Annotated in this window: 20 protein-coding genes; 14 read left to right on the top strand and 6 right to left on the bottom strand. The window is 41.4% G+C overall.

The features are described from left to right. Positions 1 to 199 (bottom strand): biotin/lipoyl-containing protein (locus VK664_RS03600; RefSeq protein ID WP_461397240.1); only part of this gene is annotated, 199 nt, incomplete at its 3' end. Positions 200 to 336: 137 nt separating this feature from the next. On the opposite strand from VK664_RS03600, the gene VK664_RS03595 reads away from it, so the two are divergent. Then, the gene (locus VK664_RS03595) at positions 337 to 2487 is read left to right on the top strand and encodes a M48 family metalloprotease (protein WP_461397239.1); all 2151 of its coding nucleotides are present in this window, start codon (positions 337 to 339) and stop codon (positions 2485 to 2487) included. A gap of 80 nt (positions 2488 to 2567) precedes the next feature. Next, on the top strand, positions 2568 to 3188 hold the full coding sequence (locus VK664_RS03590) for an ORF6N domain-containing protein (protein ID WP_461397238.1): 621 nt from the start codon (positions 2568 to 2570) through the stop codon (positions 3186 to 3188). Positions 3189 to 3221: 33 nt separating this feature from the next. Here the strand turns inward: VK664_RS03590 and VK664_RS03585 are convergent, their stop codons facing one another. The 3 genes from VK664_RS03585 to VK664_RS03575 form a co-directional block, all read right to left on the bottom strand. Next, positions 3222 to 5063 (bottom strand): DNA polymerase III subunit gamma/tau, encoded by a 1842-nt coding sequence (locus VK664_RS03585; protein WP_461397237.1) that lies wholly within the window; start codon positions 5061 to 5063, stop codon positions 3222 to 3224. Between the two features lie 191 nt (positions 5064 to 5254). After that, positions 5255 to 6415 carry a hypothetical protein gene (locus tag VK664_RS03580; RefSeq protein WP_461397236.1) on the bottom strand — a complete coding sequence of 387 codons (1161 nt, stop codon included), beginning with the start codon at positions 6413 to 6415 and terminating at the stop codon, positions 5255 to 5257. Positions 6416 to 6516: 101 nt separating this feature from the next. Then, the gene (locus tag VK664_RS03575; RefSeq protein ID WP_461397235.1) at positions 6517 to 8442 is read right to left on the bottom strand and encodes a S9 family peptidase; all 1926 of its coding nucleotides are present in this window, start codon (positions 8440 to 8442) and stop codon (positions 6517 to 6519) included. 485 nt (positions 8443 to 8927) lie between these two features. Here VK664_RS03575 and atpD point away from each other — a divergent pair, with 485 nt between their 5' ends. The 4 genes from atpD to VK664_RS03555 all read left to right on the top strand — a co-directional run bounded on the left by atpD (position 8928) and on the right by VK664_RS03555 (position 12357). Further along, complete coding sequence (gene atpD / locus VK664_RS03570) at positions 8928 to 10427, top strand: F0F1 ATP synthase subunit beta (RefSeq protein ID WP_461397234.1); 1500 nt, start codon at positions 8928 to 8930, stop codon at positions 10425 to 10427. Positions 10428 to 10460: 33 nt separating this feature from the next. Further along, a complete protein-coding gene (gene atpC / locus VK664_RS03565) occupies positions 10461 to 10727 on the top strand; it encodes an ATP synthase F1 subunit epsilon (protein ID WP_461397233.1) in 267 nt (88 codons plus the stop codon). 271 nt (positions 10728 to 10998) lie between these two features. After that, positions 10999 to 11634 carry a DUF4136 domain-containing protein gene (locus VK664_RS03560; RefSeq protein ID WP_461397232.1) on the top strand — a complete coding sequence of 212 codons (636 nt, stop codon included), beginning with the start codon at positions 10999 to 11001 and terminating at the stop codon, positions 11632 to 11634. A gap of 102 nt (positions 11635 to 11736) precedes the next feature. Next, positions 11737 to 12357 carry an outer membrane beta-barrel protein gene (locus tag VK664_RS03555; protein WP_461397231.1) on the top strand — a complete coding sequence of 207 codons (621 nt, stop codon included), beginning with the start codon at positions 11737 to 11739 and terminating at the stop codon, positions 12355 to 12357. Positions 12358 to 12943: 586 nt separating this feature from the next. Here VK664_RS03555 and VK664_RS03550 read toward each other — a convergent pair. Then, on the bottom strand, positions 12944 to 13495 hold the full coding sequence (locus VK664_RS03550; RefSeq protein ID WP_461397230.1) for a YqgE/AlgH family protein: 552 nt from the start codon (positions 13493 to 13495) through the stop codon (positions 12944 to 12946). A 351-nt stretch (positions 13496 to 13846) separates the two neighbouring features. Here VK664_RS03550 and VK664_RS03545 point away from each other — a divergent pair, with 351 nt between their 5' ends. Beyond that, positions 13847 to 15193, top strand: coding sequence for a sensor histidine kinase (locus VK664_RS03545; RefSeq protein ID WP_461397229.1), 1347 nt, complete (start codon positions 13847 to 13849; stop codon positions 15191 to 15193). Positions 15194 to 15300: 107 nt separating this feature from the next. On the opposite strand, the gene VK664_RS03540 is transcribed toward VK664_RS03545, so the two are convergent. Then, complete coding sequence (locus VK664_RS03540) at positions 15301 to 16536, bottom strand: S-adenosylmethionine:tRNA ribosyltransferase-isomerase (protein ID WP_461397228.1); 1236 nt, start codon at positions 16534 to 16536, stop codon at positions 15301 to 15303. 322 nt (positions 16537 to 16858) lie between these two features. Here VK664_RS03540 and VK664_RS03535 point away from each other — a divergent pair, with 322 nt between their 5' ends. The 7 genes from VK664_RS03535 to murD all read left to right on the top strand — a co-directional run. Next, positions 16859 to 17317, top strand: a complete 459-nt coding sequence (locus VK664_RS03535) for a division/cell wall cluster transcriptional repressor MraZ (protein WP_461397227.1) — start codon at positions 16859 to 16861, stop codon at positions 17315 to 17317. A gap of 28 nt (positions 17318 to 17345) precedes the next feature. Beyond that, entirely contained in the window at positions 17346 to 18275 is a 930-nt protein-coding gene (rsmH, locus tag VK664_RS03530) for a 16S rRNA (cytosine(1402)-N(4))-methyltransferase RsmH (protein ID WP_461397226.1), read from the top strand. An 88-nt stretch (positions 18276 to 18363) separates the two neighbouring features. Continuing rightward, on the top strand, positions 18364 to 18783 hold the full coding sequence (locus VK664_RS03525) for an FtsL-like putative cell division protein (RefSeq protein WP_461397225.1): 420 nt from the start codon (positions 18364 to 18366) through the stop codon (positions 18781 to 18783). 47 nt (positions 18784 to 18830) lie between these two features. Continuing rightward, entirely contained in the window at positions 18831 to 20951 is a 2121-nt protein-coding gene (locus VK664_RS03520; protein ID WP_461397224.1) for a penicillin-binding protein, read from the top strand. Between the two features lie 9 nt (positions 20952 to 20960). Continuing rightward, complete coding sequence (locus VK664_RS03515) at positions 20961 to 22427, top strand: UDP-N-acetylmuramoyl-L-alanyl-D-glutamate--2,6-diaminopimelate ligase (RefSeq protein ID WP_461397223.1); 1467 nt, start codon at positions 20961 to 20963, stop codon at positions 22425 to 22427. 5 nt (positions 22428 to 22432) lie between these two features. Continuing rightward, positions 22433 to 23713, top strand: a complete 1281-nt coding sequence (gene mraY / locus VK664_RS03510) for a phospho-N-acetylmuramoyl-pentapeptide-transferase (RefSeq protein WP_461397222.1) — start codon at positions 22433 to 22435, stop codon at positions 23711 to 23713. A 5-nt stretch (positions 23714 to 23718) separates the two neighbouring features. Next, positions 23719 to 24717, top strand: a 999-nt coding sequence (murD, locus tag VK664_RS03505) for a UDP-N-acetylmuramoyl-L-alanine--D-glutamate ligase (RefSeq protein WP_461397221.1), incomplete at its 3' end; no start/stop codon positions are given.

Raw genomic sequence — 24717 nt, 5'->3', positions numbered from 1 at the left:
ATTTGTTGCCTTTATCAGCTCCGATATGCAGCAAAGTACCGTCCTTATAACTTTCGAGTTCCATTGTAGCCTTATCGGTCTCAACTTCAGCAAGCAAATCGCCTTTTTTTACCGTGTCTCCAACTTTTTTATGCCAGGCCGCAATCACACCTTCGGTCATGGTATCACTAAGTCGGGGCATTAATATCGTTTCCGCCATAATCGGTATTGTATTTTAAATTGTTCTTTATCAGATTGAGCGTCGAAATTAAGGCAAATTGAGGAAATGAGCATAAGCTTTGAAATGTTCGTTTTTTTTCGTTTTTTGAGGGACCGAACCCTTTAAATACTGCATACATGATTTCTCCCTCAGTGGTTTATCCACCTTCCCCCACCGAAGACCGCGGTGTTTTAAAAGAAACCTCTGTCAGTTTTCGAAAGGAGGTGGGAAAAGTCCTCACATCCATCATATTATTCTTTATCGTGTATGTTTTGCTGATCTGCCTGGCGGTAATCCTCGCCATCCTGACTGTATATGGAGGTGTGGCACTGATACTGGCTGCTCCAAAATTCATCACCCTTATGATCGGTTTGGGATTAATTGGCCTGGGGATCATGGTATTGTTTTTTCTGATCAAGTTTATTTTTGCAGTCTCAAAATTTGATCATTCAAATAGTATTGAAGTCAAAGAGACCGAACAACCTGCACTGTTTGCTTTCATCCGAAAGCTTAGCCATGAGACACAAACCAGTTTTCCAAAAAAGATCTATATCTCCCCGGAGGTAAATGCCTGTGTTTTTTATGATAGCAGCTTTTGGAGCATGATGCTGCCCGTCAAAAAAAATCTCCAGATCGGCCTTGGCGTGGTAAACGTACTCACGGTAAGTGAGTTCAAAGCCGTTGTTGCGCACGAATTTGGCCATTTCTCGCAAAGAAGTATGAAACTGGGAAGCTTTGTTTACAACGTGAACAAGGTCATTTACAATATGCTTTATCACAATAGTGGATATGGTAATACGCTGAATGTCTGGGCCAATATTCATGGCCTGTTCGCCGTGTTTGCAGCGCTGACTGTAAGAATTGTAAGATGTATCCAATGGATACTCCAGGGAATGTATGCGCTTATCAATAAAAATTACATGGCATTGTCACGTGAAATGGAATTTCATGCAGATGCAGTTGCCGCCAGTGTAAGTGGAAGTGATAGTCTTATAACGGCACTACGGCGCCTCGATCTGGCCGATGCGAGTTACAATATGGTTTTAAGTAAATACAACGACCTTTTTAAAGAGAAACTGGTGGCAGATAATATGTATCACGACCATCAGACGGTGATGCACCTTGTTGCAAAGGAACACCGGCTTGAGATAAAGGATAATATAACTATTGTCAATGAGAAGTTCCTCAAAGAACGTGTTCAAAACCGGGTCAATTACAAAGACCAGTGGGCCTCGCATCCACCGGTTGAGGAAAGAACAAAACAACTTGCTCAACTGAATATCGCCGCCGAGCAAAATAATGAATCGGCATGGACCTTGTTTACAGATCGCGACTCGCTTCAGCAACAACTTACCAAAAAAATCTATGCTGAAATTCCCATTCCCGAAGAAGCAACCATAGTAGATGCTGCAACATTTCAATCCAAATATTTACAGGAGCAGGAAGCATACAGGTTACCCTCCATCTTTAATGGCTTCTTTGATGACAGGGAAATTTCGGAGTTTGATTTAAACAAACTGATAAAAGAAAGATCAAAAGATAATTCAACTGTTCTGTGGTCCGGATTATTTGGCTGCGAAAATTTATCGCTGCCAAAAAGGATAGTAGGTTTAAAATCAGATATCGACATTCTTGAAAATATTGAAACTGGTTATTTCAATGTAAAAAGTTTTGATTTTGACGGCCAGAAATATGATGCGAAAGAGTCAGCTTGTATCAAAGAAAAACTGGAAGTAGAATTAAAGGCAGCGGAGCAAAAACAATCAGATCTCGATCATGATATGGTTTGGTATTTTTATGATCTGGCAAGGCAACACTCAACGCGATCAGCTTATGACTGTAAACAACAACTACAACTTTATAATGAACTCAGACATGAAACGGCGTCTTTCCTTACACAAGTAAATAATACGATAGAACTTATTGCCCCGTTTTACAGCGATGAAAATTTAACATATGAAACGGTTAATGCTATCGTTACTGAGCTAAAATCAGTAAAAGAACCTGCTTTTAAAATCTCAATAAGGCACTGGCTCGGGATTTGTGATTTTTCAGACAACCTGGTCCTGAAGGAGAAAGCCCTCAACTTTATAGAAAAAGATTATCACTACTTCGTCGATAATTCTTTTATGAATAATGAACTGGAGGAATATAACTTCTTACTGCGCGAAATGTGGATGGTTGTAAGCTTTTATAAATTCCGGTTTTTCAAAAAATTACTTAACGATAGGATTTCATTACTGCCCGATCAGTTGGTGAATGTCAAACTACTACAGGCTGACATTTAAACTGTGAAATACCGTTAAACGGTAAATGTCCGGAGGATTACAAATATGGATCCACAACCGAATAAAGCAGGCAAATTGCTGTGAAAAACCTTAATCCTTGTAGTGAAAGACACCATTTTGTCTGGGAAGCTGTTTGTATTTTTGACCATCCTGACAAAAAAGAAAAAGTGGCAAAATCCAAACACCAGACAACAGTAGTCAAGGAAATAATTTTCAAGAAGATTGTTTTGTTGAGAGATGAAAAGGTAATACTGGATATTCACCTGGCGGAGATGTATGGGGTAGAGACGAGAGTATTGAAGCAGGCGGTTCGCAGAAACATCGAACGCTTCCCGGAAGATTTTATGTTCGAATTAACGGAGGAAGAAATCAAATCAGTGGTATCACAAAATGTGATACCACACAAAAAATACCTGGGTGGCGCCGTTCCATTTGCTTTTACCGAGACCGGGGTGGCGATGCTATCAAGCATATTGAAAAGTAAGACCGCAATTGACATGAATATAGCCATTGTCAGGGCGTTTATTGCGATAAGAAAAATAACTGCAGATTACAAGGAAGTCTTGAATATAATTAATGCGATGCGTCTTCAATATGATGCTAATTTTGATGAGCTTTACAGTGCACTCGAAGGATTGATTAAGTCACCACAACCCCCAAGAGCCAGGATCGGTTTTAGAAGAATTGACGAAGTAGATTAATCTTTGTTTATTCCAGAAATCGAAGCTATTTGATCAATAATCCAGTTCCAGTTTTAACCTGTCCTTCAGTTCCCTGATGATTGGATATTGCTCCACGATCTGGAGAAACTGTTCTTTCTTATTCAGCGTTTTTTCCATCTGGATATGATGCACCGGTGTTTCAGAAACACTGATCGAATAATTTAAAGAACGGTTATTAAACTTCTCCTGGAGAAACTCCGACAAAAATCTTCTTTCCTGTTCGATGAAACGATGCTCAAGGTTATTATTACTTAATACTTCAAATGAATTGTCAGATGTAATTGTAAGCCTTGCAAGGTCAAAGCTTTGAACTGCCGGATTTTTCTTTTCGCGGAGGATGTTTGTATATCCTTCCCAATATTGCTTTAAAAGTTCATCACTAAGTGGAATTGGACGATTACTTTCTGCATCATTCGGATTATTTGCGAATTTTTGCCTTATGTTTTCAAGCGATCCGATCCTCGTTGCTTTTGCTGAAGGTTTTTTGATAGTTGCAACTGGAACAGGCTCTGCAATCTTCTTAGTTGTTGCGTCAGCGTCCATGGGATCACTAAATGATTCCGTTTCCTCGATCAGAAGTTTTGATGTATGTTGCCCGGCTGGCTCCTTTGTTTTTTGTGTACCGGTTTTTTGTATACCGGTTTTTTTGCCTGGTGAAGGCACAGCTTCCATCATGGGCAATTGCCTGTAGGCAACCGGTCGGGTCGTCTCAACTAATTTTTTTTTTGAAATGCCCTGGCTATCATTTGATAAAACGATTGCCTGGTTGAGATAACTGAGACGGATCAGCGCTAATTCAACATGCAGTCTCTTATTTCGTGCTGCCTTGTATTGAATTTCCGCCTCATTCAGCACATTTAATGCGCTGACCAGCCAGGCTATACTTATTTTTTTCGCAGTTGAGGTGTATTTATCCCTGAAATTTTCAACTACTTCAAGTAAACAGGCCACTTTCTCATCCTTGCATACAAGCAGGTTACGAATAAACTCTGCAAACCCGTTCATTACCATATCACCTTCAAAACCTTTGCGGTTGATATCATCATATAACAGCAACGCGGAAGCCAGGTCCTGCTGTTCCATGCTGTCGATCAGTTTAAAATAATAGTCTGCGTCGAGTATATTCAAATGCTCAAGTGTGTTTTGATATGTAAGCTCACCATTCGTGAAGCTCACAATCTTATCCATGATGCTCAACGCATCACGCAAACAACCTTCACTTTTTTGAGCAATCACCTGTAGGCCGGCTTTTTCTGCCTTTATGTTTTCTTTCTGACAGATCTCTTCGAGATGAGCTACAGTATCATTTATTGTGATTCTTTTGAAATCAAAAATCTGGCAACGGCTAAGTATTGTTGGAAGAATTTTATGTTTTTCGGTGGTTGCAAGGATAAATATGGCATAGGGTGGTGGCTCTTCCAGCGTCTTCAAAAATGCGTTGAAAGCCGAAGAACTAAGCATATGAACCTCATCTATGATATATACTTTGTACTTACCGGCTTGTGGTGGAAATCTTACCTGTTCAACCAGGCTTCGAATGTCATCCACCGAATTGTTGCTTGCCGCATCCAGTTCATGAATATTGAGCGAAGTGCCTTCGTTGAAAGAAACACATGAATGACAGGTATTACAAGCTTCGCCTGAAGCAGTTGCATTTTCGCAGTTAATTGTTTTAGCAAGAATGCGGGCACAGGTCGTTTTTCCAACGCCCCTGGGACCGCAAAATAGAAAGGCATGAGCCAGCTGCTGGTTCCTGATGGCATTTTTTAAAGTGGTTGTGATATGCGCCTGGCCCACCACGGTGTCAAAAGTCTGGGGCCGGTACTTGCGTGCTGATACAATAAATTTATCCATGTCTTATCTCCTGATAATGCAAAATTAATTAATTCCGGCCTGATGTGGGTCTAAACAGGATCAGAGTTTCTCAGATTCGATGCACAATTGCATGATAGATGCACAATTGCATGATAAATAAATCAAATCTATTGGGATCGATTGATTTCCATCGAACAAATCATCACAATGATGGTATGCCGATCCTCAGATCATAATAGCGGATGCCTGTGATATTCCTTTGTCTGATCGAAAAGATAACGATAGGTAGTCAGCCTTCTGCTTAGAAATGTCCCCAGGCTTTGAGCGATATTGATCATTTTGGGATTAAAATCGCCTATCCATTGAATTTCATAATCTTCATAAATATCCCGGGGCTGAATCACTTTGGCTCCTTCAACAATCATATACGAATCCACACCTTTACCCTGGAACTCGGGAATTATGCCGAAAGCGACACCAGTAAAGCGGTTGCATTTTTTTGTAGCCTTTACCCAAAGGAATTTAAGTTTGGCGAGCGGGCCAAATTTGCCATTCAGGTATTTGAACCACTGGTTTAAGTCAGGAATGTTGATCCAGATTGCGATAGGCTGTTCCTTATAATAAGTAAACCAAACCACTTCTTCGTCCATAATGGGTTTCATTTCCAGGAACATTTTGTGGACGATTTCCTTACGCATTTCTTTCATGCCCCCGTGTCCCGACCAGGCCTTGTTATAAACGGTTGTAAAATCCTGTGCGAATTTTTCAAGCTGATCTTTACGGATATGTACTGCCTTATAGCCGGGATCTGCAGCTAATATCGCATGGCGGTCAAAAAATTTCTGGGAGAGTTGGTCCTTTACTTTCATGGCAAAACACTCCTGGTTAAAAAAAACTTTGAAACCATAGTTTTCGAATAACCGCTGATAATAGGGTGGATTATAATTCATCCCATACATCGGGGAATTGAAACCTTTCACAAGCAGGCCCCACCAGCGGTCCCTCTCACCAAAATTGACAGGCCCGTCCATTGCTTCAGCGCCTTTTTGAATAAGCCAGTCTTTAGCTGTGTTGAATAATTTATCTGCTGCAGCCTGGTTGTCAATACAATCAAAAAAACCGATACCCCCGACCTTCATGTCGTCGTTTTTATTCTTATATCTTTTGTTTATGAAAGCTGCAATACGGCCGATCTTTTTACCCTGTTCATCCCTGAGTATCCACCGGGTAACTTCTCCATGACGAAAGGCTTTGTTTTTCGCGGGATCGAAAACAAGGTTGATGTCTTTGTCAAGGGGGCGGATATATTCCGGGTTGCCCCGGTTTATTTCGACATTGACCAATAAGAAATCGTGGCTGCTTTTTTTATCAGATACTTCAATAAGCTGCATGCGTTGGTTTAGATTCTGTCTATTTATTAGATTCTGTCTATTTGATAAAACGAAGGGTGCCTCAGCGGGCACCCTTTCGCAAAATAATAAATACGATGTGTTTAATTCAATTTATTTTTTGGGGCATCAGATTTCAGGTGTGTGTCAAGAAATTTAAGGATCTGGCCATAACCTTTTATTTCGTTTTCTCTTTTCATGAAACCATGCCCTTCATCGGGAAACACCACATACTCAACTGGCACGCCCTTCTTTTTTACTGCATCTACCACTTCATCGCTTTCAATCTTCAATACCCTTGGATCATTTGCTCCCTGCAGAACCATCAGGGGTTTTGTAATCTGGTCAGCATGAAGCAAAGGTGAATATTGCTTGAGCCTTACTGTGTCTGCAGTGTTGGGATCGCCAATTTCCTCATACAGCGCTTTTTTGAATGATTCCCAATAAGGTGGAACTTCCTTGAGCGTTCTCAACCAGTTTGCTACACCAAACAGATCCACCCCCATTTTAAATTCATCCGGATGGAAGCTCAGTGCTGCCAGCGTCATATAGCCACCATAAGAACCGCCCATGATCCCAATTTTTGATGAATCTATATATGGAAGAGATGAAAGATATTTTTTACCCCAGATACAATCTTTCAGATCCTTGTCTCCATGGTTCCTGTTATCCATCTTAAAAAATGATTTTCCGTAGCCGCTGCTGCCGCGGTTATTAACGGCAAGTATTGCATAGCCATGATTAACCAGGTACTGAATAAGTGGGTCGTAGCCTGATCTTGACTGGCCTCCGGGACCTCCATGCACAAACACCAGGGCCGGTACCTTTGCATCTTTTGAAGCCTGGTGTGGTTTATAATATATAGCCGGAATATCCAGCCCGTCGAATGATTTATACCTGACCACTTCAGCTGATACCAGGTCCTCAGCCTTGATTTCGGGGTTCAGGGTGTTGGTTACTTTTTTCAAATCTTTGGTCGCGAAGTCGTACACATAAATGTTATTGGTCGACTTACTGCTTCCGACACTTAAACGCATCTTATTTTCACTCCTGGAAAAACGTACTCCTTGTATATCACCGTCATCGATTTTGGGTATATCTAGTGGCTTTCCTGTCTGGTGGTCAAATATGTATATCTTATTTGAGCCATCTTCATTCACCCCGATTACCCGATACTTTTCGTTAAATGAAAGTGTCAGATACATTACATCCCAGTTTGTTTCATATACCTTTTCTTTTTTTCCGCTTGCGATATCAAAACGCGCGAGGTATTGAAATTCGCTTCCCTCATCAGTGAGATAATAAAGACTTTTACTGTCTTTTGAAAATTGCATAGGGTAATAAACAGCCTCAATGGTGTCGCTGCTGAGTTTGGTAATCTTTTTGGTCTGTCTGTCTACCAGGAACATGTGATTGGCAGATGTTGTGATGTTCTGGACCTGTACAAGAAAGTTTTCATCATCGGATATTGCAGCGAAATCGAACCCATTTTCATTTTTGTAGATCATTGAAGGTTTCCATTGGAGGGTATCCATCTTATATAAGTCAAAATATTTTGGATCCCGCACGTTGCTGATATAATACATGGCAGTGCCATTGCGAGTCCAGTTTATAAACTGGGCTTTTTCTTTTTCGCCTGGAGTTAAATCCTTTACTGTCCCCGTTTTTGTTTGCAGAAAGATATGATCGTTCTCATTTCCACCTTTATCAGAAACATATAAAAAGTTATCTGACCCTGGAAGATAGTCCTGGCCGAAAATGAATTCTTTTGGTGAAGATGTGAGTGCTTTTTTAACACCGGAAGCGAGATCAATCTCATACGCATTATAAATACCGCTTTCATTGCTGGTATACATCAGCTTTTTGTCGTCGGGTGAAAAGTTGCCCCCGTAAACCAGGTTGCTTTTATAAAATTGTTCGATTGTATAGGCAGAGACCTGTTTAGGTTCGTCTTTATCGGCCTTCTCAGCTGCATCGTTACAGCTTGTAAAAATCATGCAAGTGATCGCAATAACAGAGAGAATTTTCATTATAAATTGTTTAGGTTTAGGTGAACAATACCCGATGTTCAGGTTAATGAGCTTGAGCGATATAATCAATAAGACTTATAGAAAGATCGTAATATAGAAAGATCGTGAAAAAAGCGCTCAAAGGCTGTGAGAATTATTAAAACCGGCAAATTTTCGGTCAGGGCGGGCCAATTCGGGGGTGACTCCGGAAATACAGCAGGTAATCCGATAGATTGAAAAAGAGAGGAGCTTTCCAGCCCCTCCCGGACATAAAGGATGAACACCAGACTAAAAGTATAAACGAGAATTATGATCACCAGGTTTGCCCGGGAAATTATTTAACTTCTCTAAATGGCCTGAAAATATTCTGTGGAATTTCGGATTTTGATTGTGCTCGCTTACCTTTGCAGCCGAAAACAAAAAGGTTAATTATTGTTATTGTTTAAGATATTGACTATCAATAATTAAACACCAATCATCAACACCGGATCAAATAAATCTTACATATGCCAAACGTTGGTAAAATTAAGCAAATCATCGGCGCAGTAGTAGATGTTCAGTTCGAAGGTAAACTACCTGAAATTTACAATGCGTTGGAATTAAAACGTTCTACTGGTGAGACGCTCGTTCTTGAGGCTCAACAGCACCTTGGCGAAGACAGTGTTCGCTGTATTGCCATGGATGGAACAGAAGGATTGGTTCGTGGGATGGTGGTAACAGATACCGGTTCGGCTATTACAATGCCAATCGGCGAAGGAATTAAGGGACGTTTGTTTAATGTGACCGGTGATCCGATTGACGGATTACCTGCGATTTCCAAAGTTGGCGGTCGCCCGATTCACTCAAAACCACCTGCTTTTGAAAACCTTAGTACAGCAACAGAGATTCTGTATACAGGTATCAAAGTTATTGACCTGATTGAACCATATGCAAAAGGTGGTAAGATTGGGTTGTTGGGTGGTGCAGGAGTTGGGAAAACAGTACTGATCCAGGAGCTTATTAATAATATCGCAAAAGCTTATAGCGGTGTTTCCGTATTTGCAGGTGTGGGAGAAAGAACAAGGGAAGGAAATGACCTTATGCGTGAAATGATCGAAGCCGGTATCATGAACTACGGCGACGAATTTAAACACAGCATGGAAAATGGTGGCTGGGATCTGAGTAAGGTTAATATCAATGACCTGAAAGAATCTAAAGCGACATTCGTATTCGGACAAATGAACGAACCACCAGGTGCCCGTGCAAGGGTTGCATTGAGTGGACTGACCATAGCAGAATATTATCGCGATGGAGATGGCCAGGGCAAGGGTCGTGATATCCTTTTCTTCGTAGATAACATTTTCCGTTTTACCCAGGCGGGTTCTGAGGTTTCGGCTTTGCTGGGACGGATGCCATCTGCGGTGGGATATCAGCCAACTCTGGCTACAGAAATGGGATTGATGCAGGAAAGAATCACCTCAACTAAAAATGGTTCAATCACTTCCGTACAGGCGGTTTATGTGCCAGCGGATGATCTTACCGATCCGGCGCCGGCAACTACCTTCGCACACATGGATGCCACCACGGTACTTTCAAGAAAGATTGCGGATTTAGGTATTTATCCTGCGGTGGATCCATTGGATTCTGCCAGCCGTATACTTACTCCTTTGATTGTTGGTGATGCTCACTATAATTGTGCTGACCGTGTTAAGCTGATTCTTCAGCGTTATAAAGAATTGCAGGATATCATCGCAATCCTTGGTCTGGATGAATTGAGTGATGAAGATAAACTTACTGTATCGCGTGCAAGAAGGGTGCAGCGTTTCCTTTCTCAACCTTTCCATGTGGCAGAACAGTTCACCGGTCTTAAAGGAGTCTTGGTTCCGATTGAAGAAACAATCCGTGGATTCAATATGATCATCGATGGAGAAGTTGATGAATATCCGGAAGCAGCCTTCAACCTGGTTGGTACCATTGATGATGCTATCGAGAAAGGTAAAAAAATGCTTGCCCAGGCCCAGGGATAATAATTCGTCAGCGAAAACTCAAACCGACCTATCATGAATTTAGAAATACTCACACCCGAGCGAAAGCTGTTTAGCGGTGATGTATATGGGGTTCAGCTTCCCGGCGTGGAAGGTTCTTTCGAAGTTCTTGAAAGACATGCTCCGCTGGTAGCTGCGCTAAAAGCTGGCAGGGTAAAAGTGCTTAAAGACAAATCGTTTTCACCGCTTGCTTTTTTCGATATACAAAGCGGATTTGTTGAGGTACTACATAACAAGGTTACAATACTTGTTGAAGGCGCCCGCGCTCTGGAAACTGTTTAATAAAACCCGCCTTCACTTTTATTGGTGATACATTATCGGTGATATTAAGAAGATTCAAATAAAATATAATTCTAACTGAGCCCCGGTTTCGCCGGGGTTTTTTCATTCCCGGATAGCCCGGGATTTTCAATTTATTAACTAATCAATCACAAATAATTGTCTCTTTTAATTCGACTTTAATCTTCTTGTTAGTAACCTGTTAAGCTTGATGATTACATACAACCACCCATTGTAATATTTCGTTTATGCTCTTATAAAACCTCAATAATATATGAAAAAATATAAGTTGCCGGTTGCGGGGTTCTGTCTTCTGATGCTTGCTCTGGTTGGCTGTAGCAAAGATCCTTTGCGCGATATGACGGCAGAAGAGAGCCGGATTTATATCACGAACCGCGATTCTACAGTCAATTTCAGTTCATTCAACACTTTTAGTATTTCGGATTCAGTGACAGTTATCAGTAATAACCAGCTGGAAGGCAAGGAAACAACAAACACCGACCTGTTGTTTGTTAATGCGGTGAGAAAACAGATGACCGACAGGGGTTTCAGAGAAGTAGCACGCACTGAAAATCCTGACCTTGGAATTAATGTGAGCCGCATCTACAATTCTTCAACCGGAGTTATTAGTTATCCTGATTATTGGGGAGGATACTATGATTATTATGATCCGTTCTATTGGGGTTATCCAGGTTATGGATATAGTTTTCCGGGATCTTATGGTGTTTATGAAATCACCGAAGGTGCTTTATCAGTTGATATTCTCGATATCAGGGATGCCAATGAATCAAAAACCATCAGTGGCATATGGAATGGACTGGTAAGGGGTACAGGTGTATTTGAAAATCAGAGTGCAGCTACGAATATAAAAGCGCTGTTTGACCAGTCGCCTTATATCGGTTCAAACTAATTATTGAAACTAATTAAATATTCGCTGGTAAATATTCGCTGATTAATTATTCACTGAATAATTCTTCAAGCCGATTAAAAACAGAATACAAATAATCTAAAGATGAAAAAGATAAAAAGGCTTTGCTTATTGATTGGTGCAGTATTGCTGTTTGCAGTATCCGACGTCACTGCGCAAAGAATGAAACTTAATATCAACTATGGTTTGGGAATACCCGCATCTTCAGGGTTTAAAGATTATGTAAGCAACACATCCTTCCGGGGATGGAACGCAAACCTTCTATACGAAGTGAACGACCAGTTGTCTGTCGGGCTTGGAGTTGGTATGCAGAGCTTTTATCAAAGATATCCCCGTGCTATTTACAAGACTGTTGAAGGAAGTGATCTGTCTGCGGTTGTCACTAATACCGCCACTGCTATGCCGATACTTGTCCAGGGACAGTTTAACCTGTTGCCCGAAGCAAAAATTCAGCCTTATGTTGGCGTGGGTGTAGGTGGAAATCTTGGGACTTATCGCCAGTATTTTGGTGAGTTTACGAATAGCAAAACAAAACTCGGTTTTGCAGCCCGCCCTGAAGCCGGAATTTATATCCCAGTTGGAAGATACAGGGAATCAAGTATAATGGTAGGTGCCGCGTATAATTATCTTCCTTTTAAACAGGATAATCTTACGGATATGAGCAATCTCGGACTGCATGCTGGTTTTAAGTTTCCATTGCGATAATAGAAAAACCGGAATATATATTTAAGAGGATCCTATATGATCCATAAGTCGATACCCTGATAATGAAAAAAACACAAATGGAATTTGTCAATTGTAAGGAGTACAATCCTGATTCGAAACGACGGGTTGTGATGCATGTTATTGAAACTGAAAGTGAAGATCGGAACGTTGAATGAATGGAATGTTTAATGAGCTGAATGAATGGAATGTGATTTTGAGAAGTGTTAAGTGTTTCCAGGTGGCGGAAGAATGGTTGGTCGTAGCGGAGTGAGAAGGAAATCGTTGAATGCCGGAAACTAGCGGAGACTAGAGAGAGTGATTTGAGATTAATTCAGGAGCTGCAAGTTTTGTATGAGTTACGGGCAGTATTGATTTGAGGATTATGAAAAGTGGATTATGATCGGCCCGTAGAAAGTGAAGAATTCCTGGTGAAGATTGATTGCGACTAAGTGGGAGGAAAGAATTTGAATGTAATCGGGAAAAAAGAATTTCAGTTTCGAAAGTGTTTTAGGTTGAGGATTGATTGTACAGGTAAGGTTAGAGGACAGTTTGTGTGTTGTGCCCGTGATGTAAATCACGGGCTTTTTTAGTTCAATGTGGGATCGATCGGAAAGTTTGCCATCATCTCAAACTCGGTGCCAAGTAATTTTAAAGAAGCCTTCCAAATTTCGTCTGTACGGCTATGGAAAACAAGCTTCCTGTTGGCCTCGGCCAAAAGCCATGACTTTTCCTTCAGTTCACCGCTAAGCTGGCCATTGCCCCAGCCGGAGTATCCTATAAAAAAGCGGATCTTTGTTTTGTCAATTTCACCCGAACGAATTAACCCGATTGCTGTTTCAAAATCTCCACCCCAGCAGATGCCGTCAAACACCTCGAAGCTTCCTGGAATTTTTTCAGGATACTGGTGAAGGAAATGAATGGTATCCATCTGAACCGGTCCGCCATAAAATACCGGCAACTTTAATTCGCTCATATCATTCATCAATTCGTCGAGCGTATGATCAAAAAGCTTGTTAAGTACGAAGCCAAAACTCCCCTCATCCTGGTGATCACAAAGCAGCACAACAGTCCGCATAAAATTGGGATCTTTCAGAAATGGCTCCGCTATGAGTAGTATTCCTGGTCCTGGTTCTATCATATTCCTAAATTAATATAAAAACTTCAAAAATCTGGCCGCTTGACTTGTGTTCTGCCCGCAAAACAGTCTTATTTTTTTACCAGTAAGCCAGGGTTTTCCAGTAAAAATTTTCCGAACCGGATCATCAGCAGTTTTGTTTTGGAGGATTTGCGCGAAGTTTTGTTTTGGAGGTGTTGCAGGAAAGGCGTTACTTGTAAATCTTAGTTAAAACAAACGGCGAAGGCTATCCGGAATAAGTGTTACGAAAGCCTTTGCTAAATTTGTTCTCTGTAAAAACCCTACACGCGAACCCAATAACCAACTGCCAGCCGGAGCTAATTATTTCCCCGGCCAGTTAAAAACAGCTACTAAGTGAAAAAAGTTTTTCCGGTAATTATTGTTCTGATCACCTTCTCTCTCATAGGAACGATTTATGTTCAGTATAGCTGGTTAAGAACTATGCTTGCAGGTAAACAGGAAGAATTCAAGGCTAACATATTTGCTTCGATTTCTGAAGTAGGTACCGAACTGATGGAGCAGCGGAGTGCAGTTCCGGCGCTTAAAAATTTTCGTTCAAAGCCCGGGTTCAAATGGCCTTCCGCAGAGTTTAACATGGAACTGATGCGCCCCCCGACTATTTCCCAGAAATTTACCTGGTATGTAGTTGAAGAAAAGCTCAGGAGAAACATGGAGAAACACGGACTTAAAAACCTCAAATTCGAGTTTGCAATAGTAACCGGCAATTCTTCATCAGTTCCCGAGCTTAAGTCAAAGGGGTTTATGAAGGAACTTGAGAAAAACGATTCCATCAACTCTCTCACCTTTGTTTATCCATTTCAACCTCCTCCCGGCAGCGACCTGGAAAATCTTGTCCAGGATGAAACCATGTTTGTGCTTGTTCCTGATGTAAAGTTGGTGGCATTAAAACAAATTCAATGGATGATTCTTGGAGCTGGATTTTTTACCCTTATGATCATCGCGGCATTTTATGTAACCGTAAGTGCTTTATTAAGGCAGAAGAAAATGAGCGAAATAAAAAATGATTTTATCAATAACATGACGCACGAGTTCAAAACCCCTCTTGCTACCATTTCACTTGCCGTTGATGCACTCCGTAACCAAAAAGTGATTGATGACAAGACCAAGATGAATTATTTCAGCGGCATCATAAAGGAAGAGAACAAAAGAATGAACAAACATGTGGAAACCATCCTGCAGGCTGCACTGATGGACCGACAGGAAGTTCAGCTAAACAAACAACCAATATATGTGCATGCCCTCATCAAAGACGTACTTGATAATTATGCACTGCAACTCTCTGAAAAAAACGGAAAGGTCGAACTTCAGCTGAACGCTAAAAATGATTTGATTGAAGCGGACGAGGTACACTTTAGAAATCTAATTTCCAATCTTATTGATAATGCGGTTAAGTATAGCCGTGAGGACCTGCTTCTGAAAATTACTACTCACAGTACTGCAAAAAACCTGGTGATCCGCTTCGAAGACAATGGCATCGGGATGAGCAAAGAAACGGTTAGAAAAATATTTGAAAAATTTTACCGCGCACATACAGGAAACATCCATAACGTCAAAGGATTCGGACTTGGCCTCAGTTATGTAAAAACCATTATTGATGCACATCATGGAAAAATAAAAGTGGATAGTGTGCAGGGCAAGGGATCGACATTCACTCTTGAACTTCCTTCGCAAAAAACGTAATCTAGTTGTGAGTTATGAGTTATGAGTTATGAGTGAGTGTTGAGTTGTGAATGATGAATGCGAAACACAAAACGAATTAACTCATCACTCATCCTCTCGTCACTCACTCATAACTCATAACTCATAATTCTTATAAGGCATCCGTCTCCATAACTCAGGAACCGATAATCATGGTTTAGGGCATAATCATAAATCTTTCGCCAGTTTTTTCCGGCAAGGGCAGCAACCAACAACAAGAGAGTTGATTTTGGTTGATGGAAATTTGTGACTAAGGCATTCGCCACCCGGAAACGATAGCCCGGTCCTATCAGTAACTGGGTTTTGGTGATGAGCCGGTCCTGGTGTTGGTTCAGCATCCATTTTTGTAGGGCAGATAGCGCTTCTGATGGGGAAGCGACCGCATTACCATTTTCATATGCAAACCATTGACTGATTGGAAGTTCTGATGTTTTAATTGAAGGGTTCGCCAATACCTTAATTCCCATCCAGTAAAGACTCTCGATTGTGCGCATAGAGGTAGTACCTACCGCAGTAATATGTTTGCCGGTAAAAGCGGTTATATGTTTCAGTGAGTCCAGGTCTACATCAATCAATTCGGCATGCATTTCATGATCCTCCATTCTTGATGCTTTAACAGGTTTGAAGGTGCCTGCACCAACATGCAGGGACACAAAAGCCTGCTTTATATTTCTTTCTTTGATAGAAGTCATCATCCCCGCTGTGAAATGAAGTCCGGCAGTTGGTGCAGCTACGGATCCGGCTTCATCTGCATAAATTGTCTGATATCTTGTTAAGTCGGAGATTTCTGCAGCTCTTTTGATATACGGAGGCAACGGCATACTCCCGGTCTGATGCAACACCTCGGCAAAAGACAATTCATCACTGTCCCAGGTAAAACGGATAACAAAAGCTTCGCTTGATCGTGATACAAAACTCGCATTTAACACCAGCCCGCGGTCACCATGTAAGAAAGGTTTGTGCAGTACCTGGCCCGGTTTCCATTTCGATGCACCACCGATCAGGCAAGTCCAGCTTACATCGCGGGTACGGTTAAGCGCTACCTGCACCTGGCCACATTCGGCTACCGGTTCCAGGCAGAAAATTTCAATCTTACCCCCACTTGGTTTGGAAAAGATCAGCCTTGCTTCAATCACCCTGCTGTTATTAAATACCATCAGCGAATCTTCGGGAATATGGGCGGCAAGATTTCTATACACATCTTCTGTCAAATCTCCATTATCATAAATCAACAGCTTAGAGAGATCTCTTTCAGCAAGTGGATGGCTGGCAATTTTTTCGGCCGGGAGGTTATAATCGTAATCTTCAATAGACAGATCTTTCATGCACTGTTTTTCGGAATAAACCGCGAATCTAGGTAAAACCTGAGTTTAAAGGTTGCCTTTTGCGGGGCGGCTGGGAGATTACTGTCACATTATGAGGAGGTTATAACTATAACGCACAGTTTATCAACAGGAAATGCACAGGATATTAACATTAATTGATGGACATTTCGCCTGCCAACCGAGCCAGAGTTCAGGCTGGCACACTCTTCAGTACTCAACAGAGATGTGGATAAAATAAAACCGAACCCATTTTGTCTAAAAGTGGGAAAAAGTGTTATTTTGTGGTAATTATAAATTTCGTCGACGTAAATCATTGTAAATAATGCAACTAATAGGAGAATTTGAGGTGACCCTTGACGCCAAGGGACGGTTTCTCCTACCGGCATTAATCAGGAAACAACTTCCCGATGATTACGGCGGTGAGTTTATAATGGCAAGGGGTGAAGGCAAGTACCTTAACCTCTTTCCGAAGGCCAGTTGGTCAAACATGATGGAAAAAGATTTCGGCAAAGTTAATCAAATGAATAAAGACGGTGCCGACTATCTGAGGGCAATGATGAGGGGAGCGACACCAATGGAGTTTGATTCTGCAGGCAGATTATTGGTTCCGCCAGGATTAAAACAACATGCGGGGCTTACAAAAGAAGTGGTGCTGCAATGTATTAAGGACCGTGTAGAGATCTGGGATAAACAAAAACTGGAAGAGTGGGAGCAGGGAATGACCGAGGAGAGATTGCATTTGTTGTCAGAAAAAGTGAATGGCGGTCCACGTCTGGGTTAAGACCGTCAGCTAATTGAAAGTATAAGATATGGACAACAAGGAACAACCGGTTTACCATATACCAGTTCTTTTACAGGAATCAATTGAAGGGCTGAAAATTAAGCCGGATGGGATTTATGTCGATTGCACTTTCGGTGGTGGCGGACATAGCAAGGAGATTTTGAAAAATCTGGGTGATGAAGGGAAGCTGTTTGCATTCGACCAGGATGCAGACGCAAAACGAAATGTGCCTGATGATAAGCGCGTGATTTTTATAGCTCATAATTTTCGACACCTGACCCGCTTTCTGCGGGTTAACAAGGTTTCGAAAGTAGATGGGATTCTGGCAGATCTGGGAGTAAGCAGTCATCAGTTTAACGAAGCGGATAGGGGATTCTCAACAAGGTTCGAAGGTGATTTTGATATGAGGATGAATCGGAATCAGAAATTGACGGCCGCTGATGTAGTGCAGACATATACGGAACAGCAGCTTCATAAGTTGTTTGAAAAGTACGGAGAAGTAACGAATTCAAAAACGCTGGCAAAAACAATAATACAGGTTAGAACTTCAGTATCACTTAAAACCATAACCAACTTCAAAAATGCTGTTCATCATGTCGTAAAGGGAAACCCGAACAAATATTTTGCGCAGGTTTTCCAGGCTTTAAGAATTGAGGTGAATGACGAGCTGGGAGCATTGAAAGAAATGCTTCTGCAAGTGCCGGATCTGTTGAGTCCGGAGGGGAGGATCGCAGTAATTACTTTTCATTCTTTAGAGGATAGGTTGGTCAAAAATTTTTTCCGCAAAGGAAATTTCGAAGAAGCCGAAGAAAATACAGATCCCTTCGGAAGAACAGATGACCAATCAACACTTAAAATCATAACTAAGAAGCCGATCGTTCCGAATGAAAAGGAGCTTAAAGCAAATCCGAGATCAAGAAGTGCTAAACTAAGGGTTGCAGAGAAAAAAGATCTATAGGAAATAATCAATAGGTAATAAACATAAATCAAGAGGTAATAAACAAAATCAGTATCAAAACAGTATTCCGGGATAACCAACACCACTAATGAAAGAATCTGATACAATAGAACAGGAAGAAACATTTGGTGATGAAGCACCGTTCGCTGAAGATGCTTCCGTAGTTGAACCAAAAAAATCAACCCGGAAGAAAAACAGCCGGCCTGCATGGAAGCGAATGTTGAGTTACAGATGGATTATGCGCAACATTCCATATTTCCTGTTCCTGGCGGTACTGGCAGTTGTTTATATCTATAACGGTCACTATGCCGACAAAACCATCAGGCATATGACAAGGGTAAACAGGGAACTGAAGGAATTGCAGTATGAATACAAGACGATGAAAAGTGAAGTGATGTTCAGAAGCAAACAAAGTGAACTTGCAAAAGCAGTGGCGCCATTTGGATTGAAGGAGTTATTACAACCGCCGTTGATTATCGGTGACAGCATAGCAGCAAACAAGCCATAAAAGCATAAATAAAAGTCGGAAAAGTCTTGGAAGTAAAACGGGACATATTGTGGAGAGTTTACCTGTGTTTCATAGGTATCGTGGTGTTTAGCTTCGTTATCATTGGCCGTGCAATTTATATTCAGCAGGCCCAGGGTGAATATTGGATCACCCAGGCGAACAAGCAACAACAACATTTTGTTGATATCGATGCCCAGCGAGGTACAATATATAGCGAAGACGGAAGTATGTTGAGTACTTCCATTCCCTTTTTTGATATCTATATTGATTTTGGAGCTGAAGGTCTCCACGATAAGGATGGAAAAAGATTTAAAGAGAATGTCGATTCGCTTGCCTGGAGTCTCTCAGACTACTTCAAAGACAAATCAAAAAAAGAATATAAAAATTTATTACAGGCGGGTTTCCGGAGAAAGGACAGGTATTTCCAGTTAAAAAGAAACCTGAGTTTCCAACACTATAAGGCTATGCGCGAATTTCCATTGTTCAGAATGGGTCGTAACCGAAGTGGTTTTATTGCAGAAGAAAAAGGCAAACGATTAAATCCATTTGGCTTACTCGCCAATCGAACTATTGGATTGTCGCGCGATTATGTTACCAGTGATGGCAAAATCAAAAACACAAATGTTGGTCTTGAAAAAACATATGACACATTACTGAAAGGGGAAAGCGGAAAGCGCCTTGTTCGTTTTCTTGCGGGAGGTGTTTATGTACCTGTTGAGGGATCAGAGATAGAAGCAAAAAACGGCAAGGATATCAATACCACTTTAGATGTAAACATCCAGGATATAGCTGAAAACGCATTGTTGAAAGTGATGGACTCAAATGATGCACAAACCGGCACCTGTATAGTGATGGAAGTAAAGACAGGCAAGATTAAAGCAATCGCAAATCTTGGCCGGACGGCTGAAGGAAAGTATTGGGAAGATCTGAATTATGCAATCCGGGCATCTGAGCCTGGTTCTACTTTCAAACTTGCCACTATGCTGGCAGTATTGGAAGATAAACATGCCACCCTTAATACCAAGGTTGATCTTGAAGGTGGAAGCTGGAAAGTTTTTTCGCGGACTGTTTATGACAGCGAACCACATAAACCACATGATGGTACATTAAAAGAAGCTTTTGAGTACAGTTCTAACGTTGGGATGGCAAAAATAGTAATGGCTCACTATGCAAAAACGCCTGACAAATTTGTGAGTCATCTGCGCAGGCTCAGGTTCAACCAGCCATCAGGTATCGACTTGTTAGGCGAAACAACACCTGTCGTTAAAACACCTAAATCAAGAACCTGGAGTGCTACTTCTCTTCCATGGATGAGCTTTGGATATGAAGTACTGGTAAGTCCTTTGCAAACACTGATGTTGTACAACGCTGTTGCCAATAACGGTAAGATGATGAAGCCTTACCTGATCAACTCCATAAGTGAATCTGGGATAGTTGTTAAAGAAAATAAACCTGAAGTGCTCGAAGAAAACATCTGCAGTTCCGAAACTCTTCGCCAGCTGCAGGAAGCGTTGATCGGAGTATGTGGTACTGAAGGAAAGGGAACTGGTTATAAACTTTTTAAGGGTGCAGGATATAGTGTAGCAGGTAAAACCGGAACTGCACTTGTTGCCAATGGTAACAGGGGCTATGCAGATCATATATACCAGTCTTCATTTGCCGGATATTTTCCGGCTGATGATCCACAATATTCATGTATCGTGGTTATAAAGAATAAACCCTTTGCAAAAGTTTATTATGGTGCTGCAGTTGCGGGACCCGTATTCAAAGAAATATCAGACAAACTTTTTGCGCTTAATGCAAACAAAAAGAAAAATAAATTGGAGTATCTGCCGGCAAAAGATAGTAGTAACTATTATTTCGCAGGTGCTTCAAAAGATATCAGGCAGGTGATGGATAGATTACAACTGTCTTATTCCGATTCAGTGTTGAATAGTGATTATACAAGAGTATATGCAGTGAACTACAATCCGGTATTGAAGACCAATGAAATCAGGAAAGCGATAATGCCTGATCTGCGTGGCATGGGGTTAAAGGATGCCGTTTACCTGCTTGAAAGCATGAACCTGAAAGTGAGTGCGAAAGGTAAGGGAAAGATCAAACAACAAAGCATAGATCCAGGTGCGGGAATAAGTAAAAATCAGAAAGTAACATTGGAGCTTAATTAAAAGTGATAAGTGGCAGTACTACAGGACATATTATACAAGGTGGCTATTCGCTCGGTTTCGGGAAACACCGGCATCGAAGTGAAGGATCTCCAGATTGATTCACGCAAAGTGACGAATGGCAGTGCTTTCATTGCTATCCGGGGTGCTGTTGCAGATGGTCATCAATTTATTGATACGGCCATAGAAAAAGGTGCAGTTGCCATCATTCTTGAAAACATGCCTGCTTCCGTAAAAGAAGGCATTACTTATATCCACGTGCAGGACAGCGCTTCGGCCGCGGGATACATGGCTCATAATTATTTTGGTCAGCCATCTGAAAGTCTAAAACTGGTTGGTGTTACAGGAACAAATGGTAAAACAACAATTGCGACATTGTTGTATAAGCTTTATACAAAACTTGGTTATACTTGCGGGCTGCTAAGTACTGTTCAGAATCATATCGGCAATAAGGTTGTCGAAGCAACTCATACAACGCCTGATGCAATAACTCTGAATGCGATGCTTAAGCAAATGGCAGATGAAGGCTGTACACATGTTTTCATGGAGACAAGTTCGCATGCGCTTCACCAGTCACGCGTGGCAGGTCTGAAATATGCGGGTGGTATTTTCAGCAACATTACCCATGATCATCTTGATTATCACAAAACTTTTGATGAATACATCCGCGTAAAAAAATCGTTTTTCGATAATCTGCCTTCAGATGCATTTGCGATCTCAAATGCTGATGACAAAAGAGGCGCCGTTATGCTTCAGAACACTTCTGCAGCAAAGTATTTCTATAGCCTGCATACGATGGCGGCTTTCAAAGGAAAGATCCTCGAAAATGGTTTAACCGGGCTATTCATGACGATCAATGACCAGGAAGTTCATTTCCGGCTGATCGGTGAATTTAATGCTTATAACCTGCTGGCAGTTTATGGAACGGCGATCAGCCTTGGGCAAAACAAAGAAGAAATATTATTACACCTGAGTGCGCTCTCCGGTGCAGAAGGACGGTTTGATTATATCATTTCACCGAAAGATAAAATTATTGGAATCGTTGATTACGCTCATACACCAGACGCTCTGATAAATGTGCTGGCAACAATTCAAAAATTGCGTAAGGGTCATGAACAGATAATCACAGTTGTGGGATGCGGTGGGGACAGGGATAAAACGAAAAGGCCTTTGATGGCTGAGGCATCCTGTGAATACAGTGACCGCGTGATTTTCACTTCAGATAATCCACGCAGTGAAGATCCGGCGGAGATCCTGAAGGACATGGAAACAGGTCTTAATACAGCAGCAAAAAGAAAATATATATCAATAGTTGACCGTCGGGAAGCAATAAAGACTGCAGTAAGTCTGGCCCAGCCGGAAGACATTTTACTGATAGCGGGCAAGGGGCATGAAAAGTACCAGGAAATAAAAGGCGTTAAATATCCTTTTGATGACAAAAAGGTTTTGATGGAACTGTTCAGTATGCTTGAAAAATAAAAAATATGCTCTATCATCTTACAGAATGGTTACAACGGCTGGGGTTCAAGTATCCAGGAAGTGCACTGTTTCAGTTCATTACTTCCCGGGTGTTGCTGGCCGTTATACTATCCCTGGTGATATCAGCATTGTTTGGCAAAAAACTGATCAATTACCTGCGTAAAAAACAGATTGGTGAAAGTGTGCGTGAGCTGGGGCTTGCTGGTGAACAGCAGAAAAAAGGTACACCAACAATGGGTGGATTGATCATCATCATGGCGATCCTGATACCAACACTGTTGCTTGCTGATCTTAACAAAGCTTATATCCGCCTGATGATTTTCAGTACGATCTGGTTGGGTATGATTGGCTTTATTGATGATTACCTGAAGCTGAGATCTAAAAAACGTGCTCAACAGGCGGGTGGAAATTATAAGAAAAGTAACGACGATGGTCTGGCCGGCTGGTTCAAAATATTAGGACAGGTTGTACTGGGTCTGGTTGTTGGTCTCACGCTCTATTTCAATGAGAACACCAGCGTATGGCGTGAATATATCGGTGAAACGTTGCCGGCCGATACATCGATCGTAAGAAAAGTAATGTTCGACGGAAAAGAAAGAGTATTTGTGGTGGTGGAAGAACCAATTACTACGATCCCCTTTGTGAGAAATCATGAGTTCAGGTATTCGAAGTTTTTGCCTGAAGCAGCCAGGGGCCTCACCTGGATTTTATATGTGATCGTGGTGATTTTTATAATTACCGCAGTTTCCAATGGTGCGAATATAACTGATGGTCTCGATGGACTTGCAACGGGGGTGAGCGCCATTATTGGTGCATGTCTTGGCATATTCGCTTATGCAAGTGGTAACCTTCGGTTTGCTGAGTATCTGAACATCATGTATATACCGAATCTTGGCGAGCTATCCATATTCATTGGTGCAATGATTGGAGCCTGTGTTGGTTTTCTATGGTATAATTCATATCCGGCCCAGGTATTTATGGGAGATACTGGTAGCCTGATGCTTGGAGGTGTAATTGCGGCGCTTGCAATAATTGTTCGCAAAGAGTTGTTGATACCAATTTTTTGTGGAGTATTCCTGGTGGAGGTGCTAAGCGTGAGTATACAGGTCACCTATTTTAAATACACTAAAAAGAAATATGGGGAGGGAAGGAGAATTTTCCTGATGAGCCCGCTGCATCATCACTACCAGAAACTGGGTTATCATGAAAGTAAAATCGTAACCCGGTTCTGGATCGTAACAATTCTCTGTATCGTCTTCGCAATCGTTACATTAAAAATGAGATAATAAGATTGAGTAACAGGATGATCATATTGGGAGGAGGCGAAAGTGGAGTTGGCGCAGCGATACTTGCAGTTAAACAGGGGTTTGATGTGTTTTTATCGGACGGTGGAAAGATACCGGCAAAATATATCACAGAACTGGAGGAGAATGGAATAAAATACGAACAGGGTCAACACAGTGAAGACATCATATTGGCTGCTGACGAGATTATTAAAAGTCCCGGTATCCCGGAAAAAAACGAACTGGTAAAAAGGATCCGTGCGAAAGGAATCAAAATAAGCTCTGAGATTGAATTGGCTTATCGGTATAAGGGCAACAGCAAGATTGCTGCAATTACAGGAAGCAATGGTAAAACAACAACAACTTCCATTGCCTGGCAAATCTGCTCTAAGGCCGGTATTGATTGTGCAGTTGTAGGCAATATTGGTTTTTCATTTGCGAGGCAGGTAGCGCAGGATCCGAAGGAATGGTATATAGTGGAAGTGAGTAGTTTTCAACTCGATGATATTCATGAGTTCAGGCCGGACATAGCGATCCTGACGAACATTACAGAAGATCATCTTGACAGGTACGATTACAATTTTGAAAATTATATAAGAAGCAAGTTCAGGATTGCGGAAAATCAGACCAGCAGCGATTATTTTATCTATTGCGAAGATGATCCGGTAACCATGCAATACATCAGGAATTTTACTATCCATTCTAACCCATTACCATTCAGTATGAATAACGAAACTAAAAGAGGCGCATTTTTAAAGAACGGCCAGATGACCATTGCAACCGGCGAAGAAAAGGTTCAAATGAGTATTTATGATTTTGCAATTAAGGGCAAACACAATCAATACAACACTATGGCAGCATGTACAGCAGCTGTTCTGATTGGTGTGCGGAAAGAGAAGATCCGTGATGCAATGCAGAACTTTGAATCGTTGGAACACCGGATGGAACATGTAAGTACTGTAAGAGGAGTTGATTTTATCAACGACTCCAAGGCTACGAACGTGAAC

It is taken from the genome of Flavitalea sp. (assembly GCF_035489435.1).
Taxonomy (GTDB): Bacteria; Bacteroidota; Bacteroidia; order Chitinophagales; family Chitinophagaceae; genus DATHKG01.
This window is presented reverse-complemented; position numbering and strand designations above follow the sequence as displayed.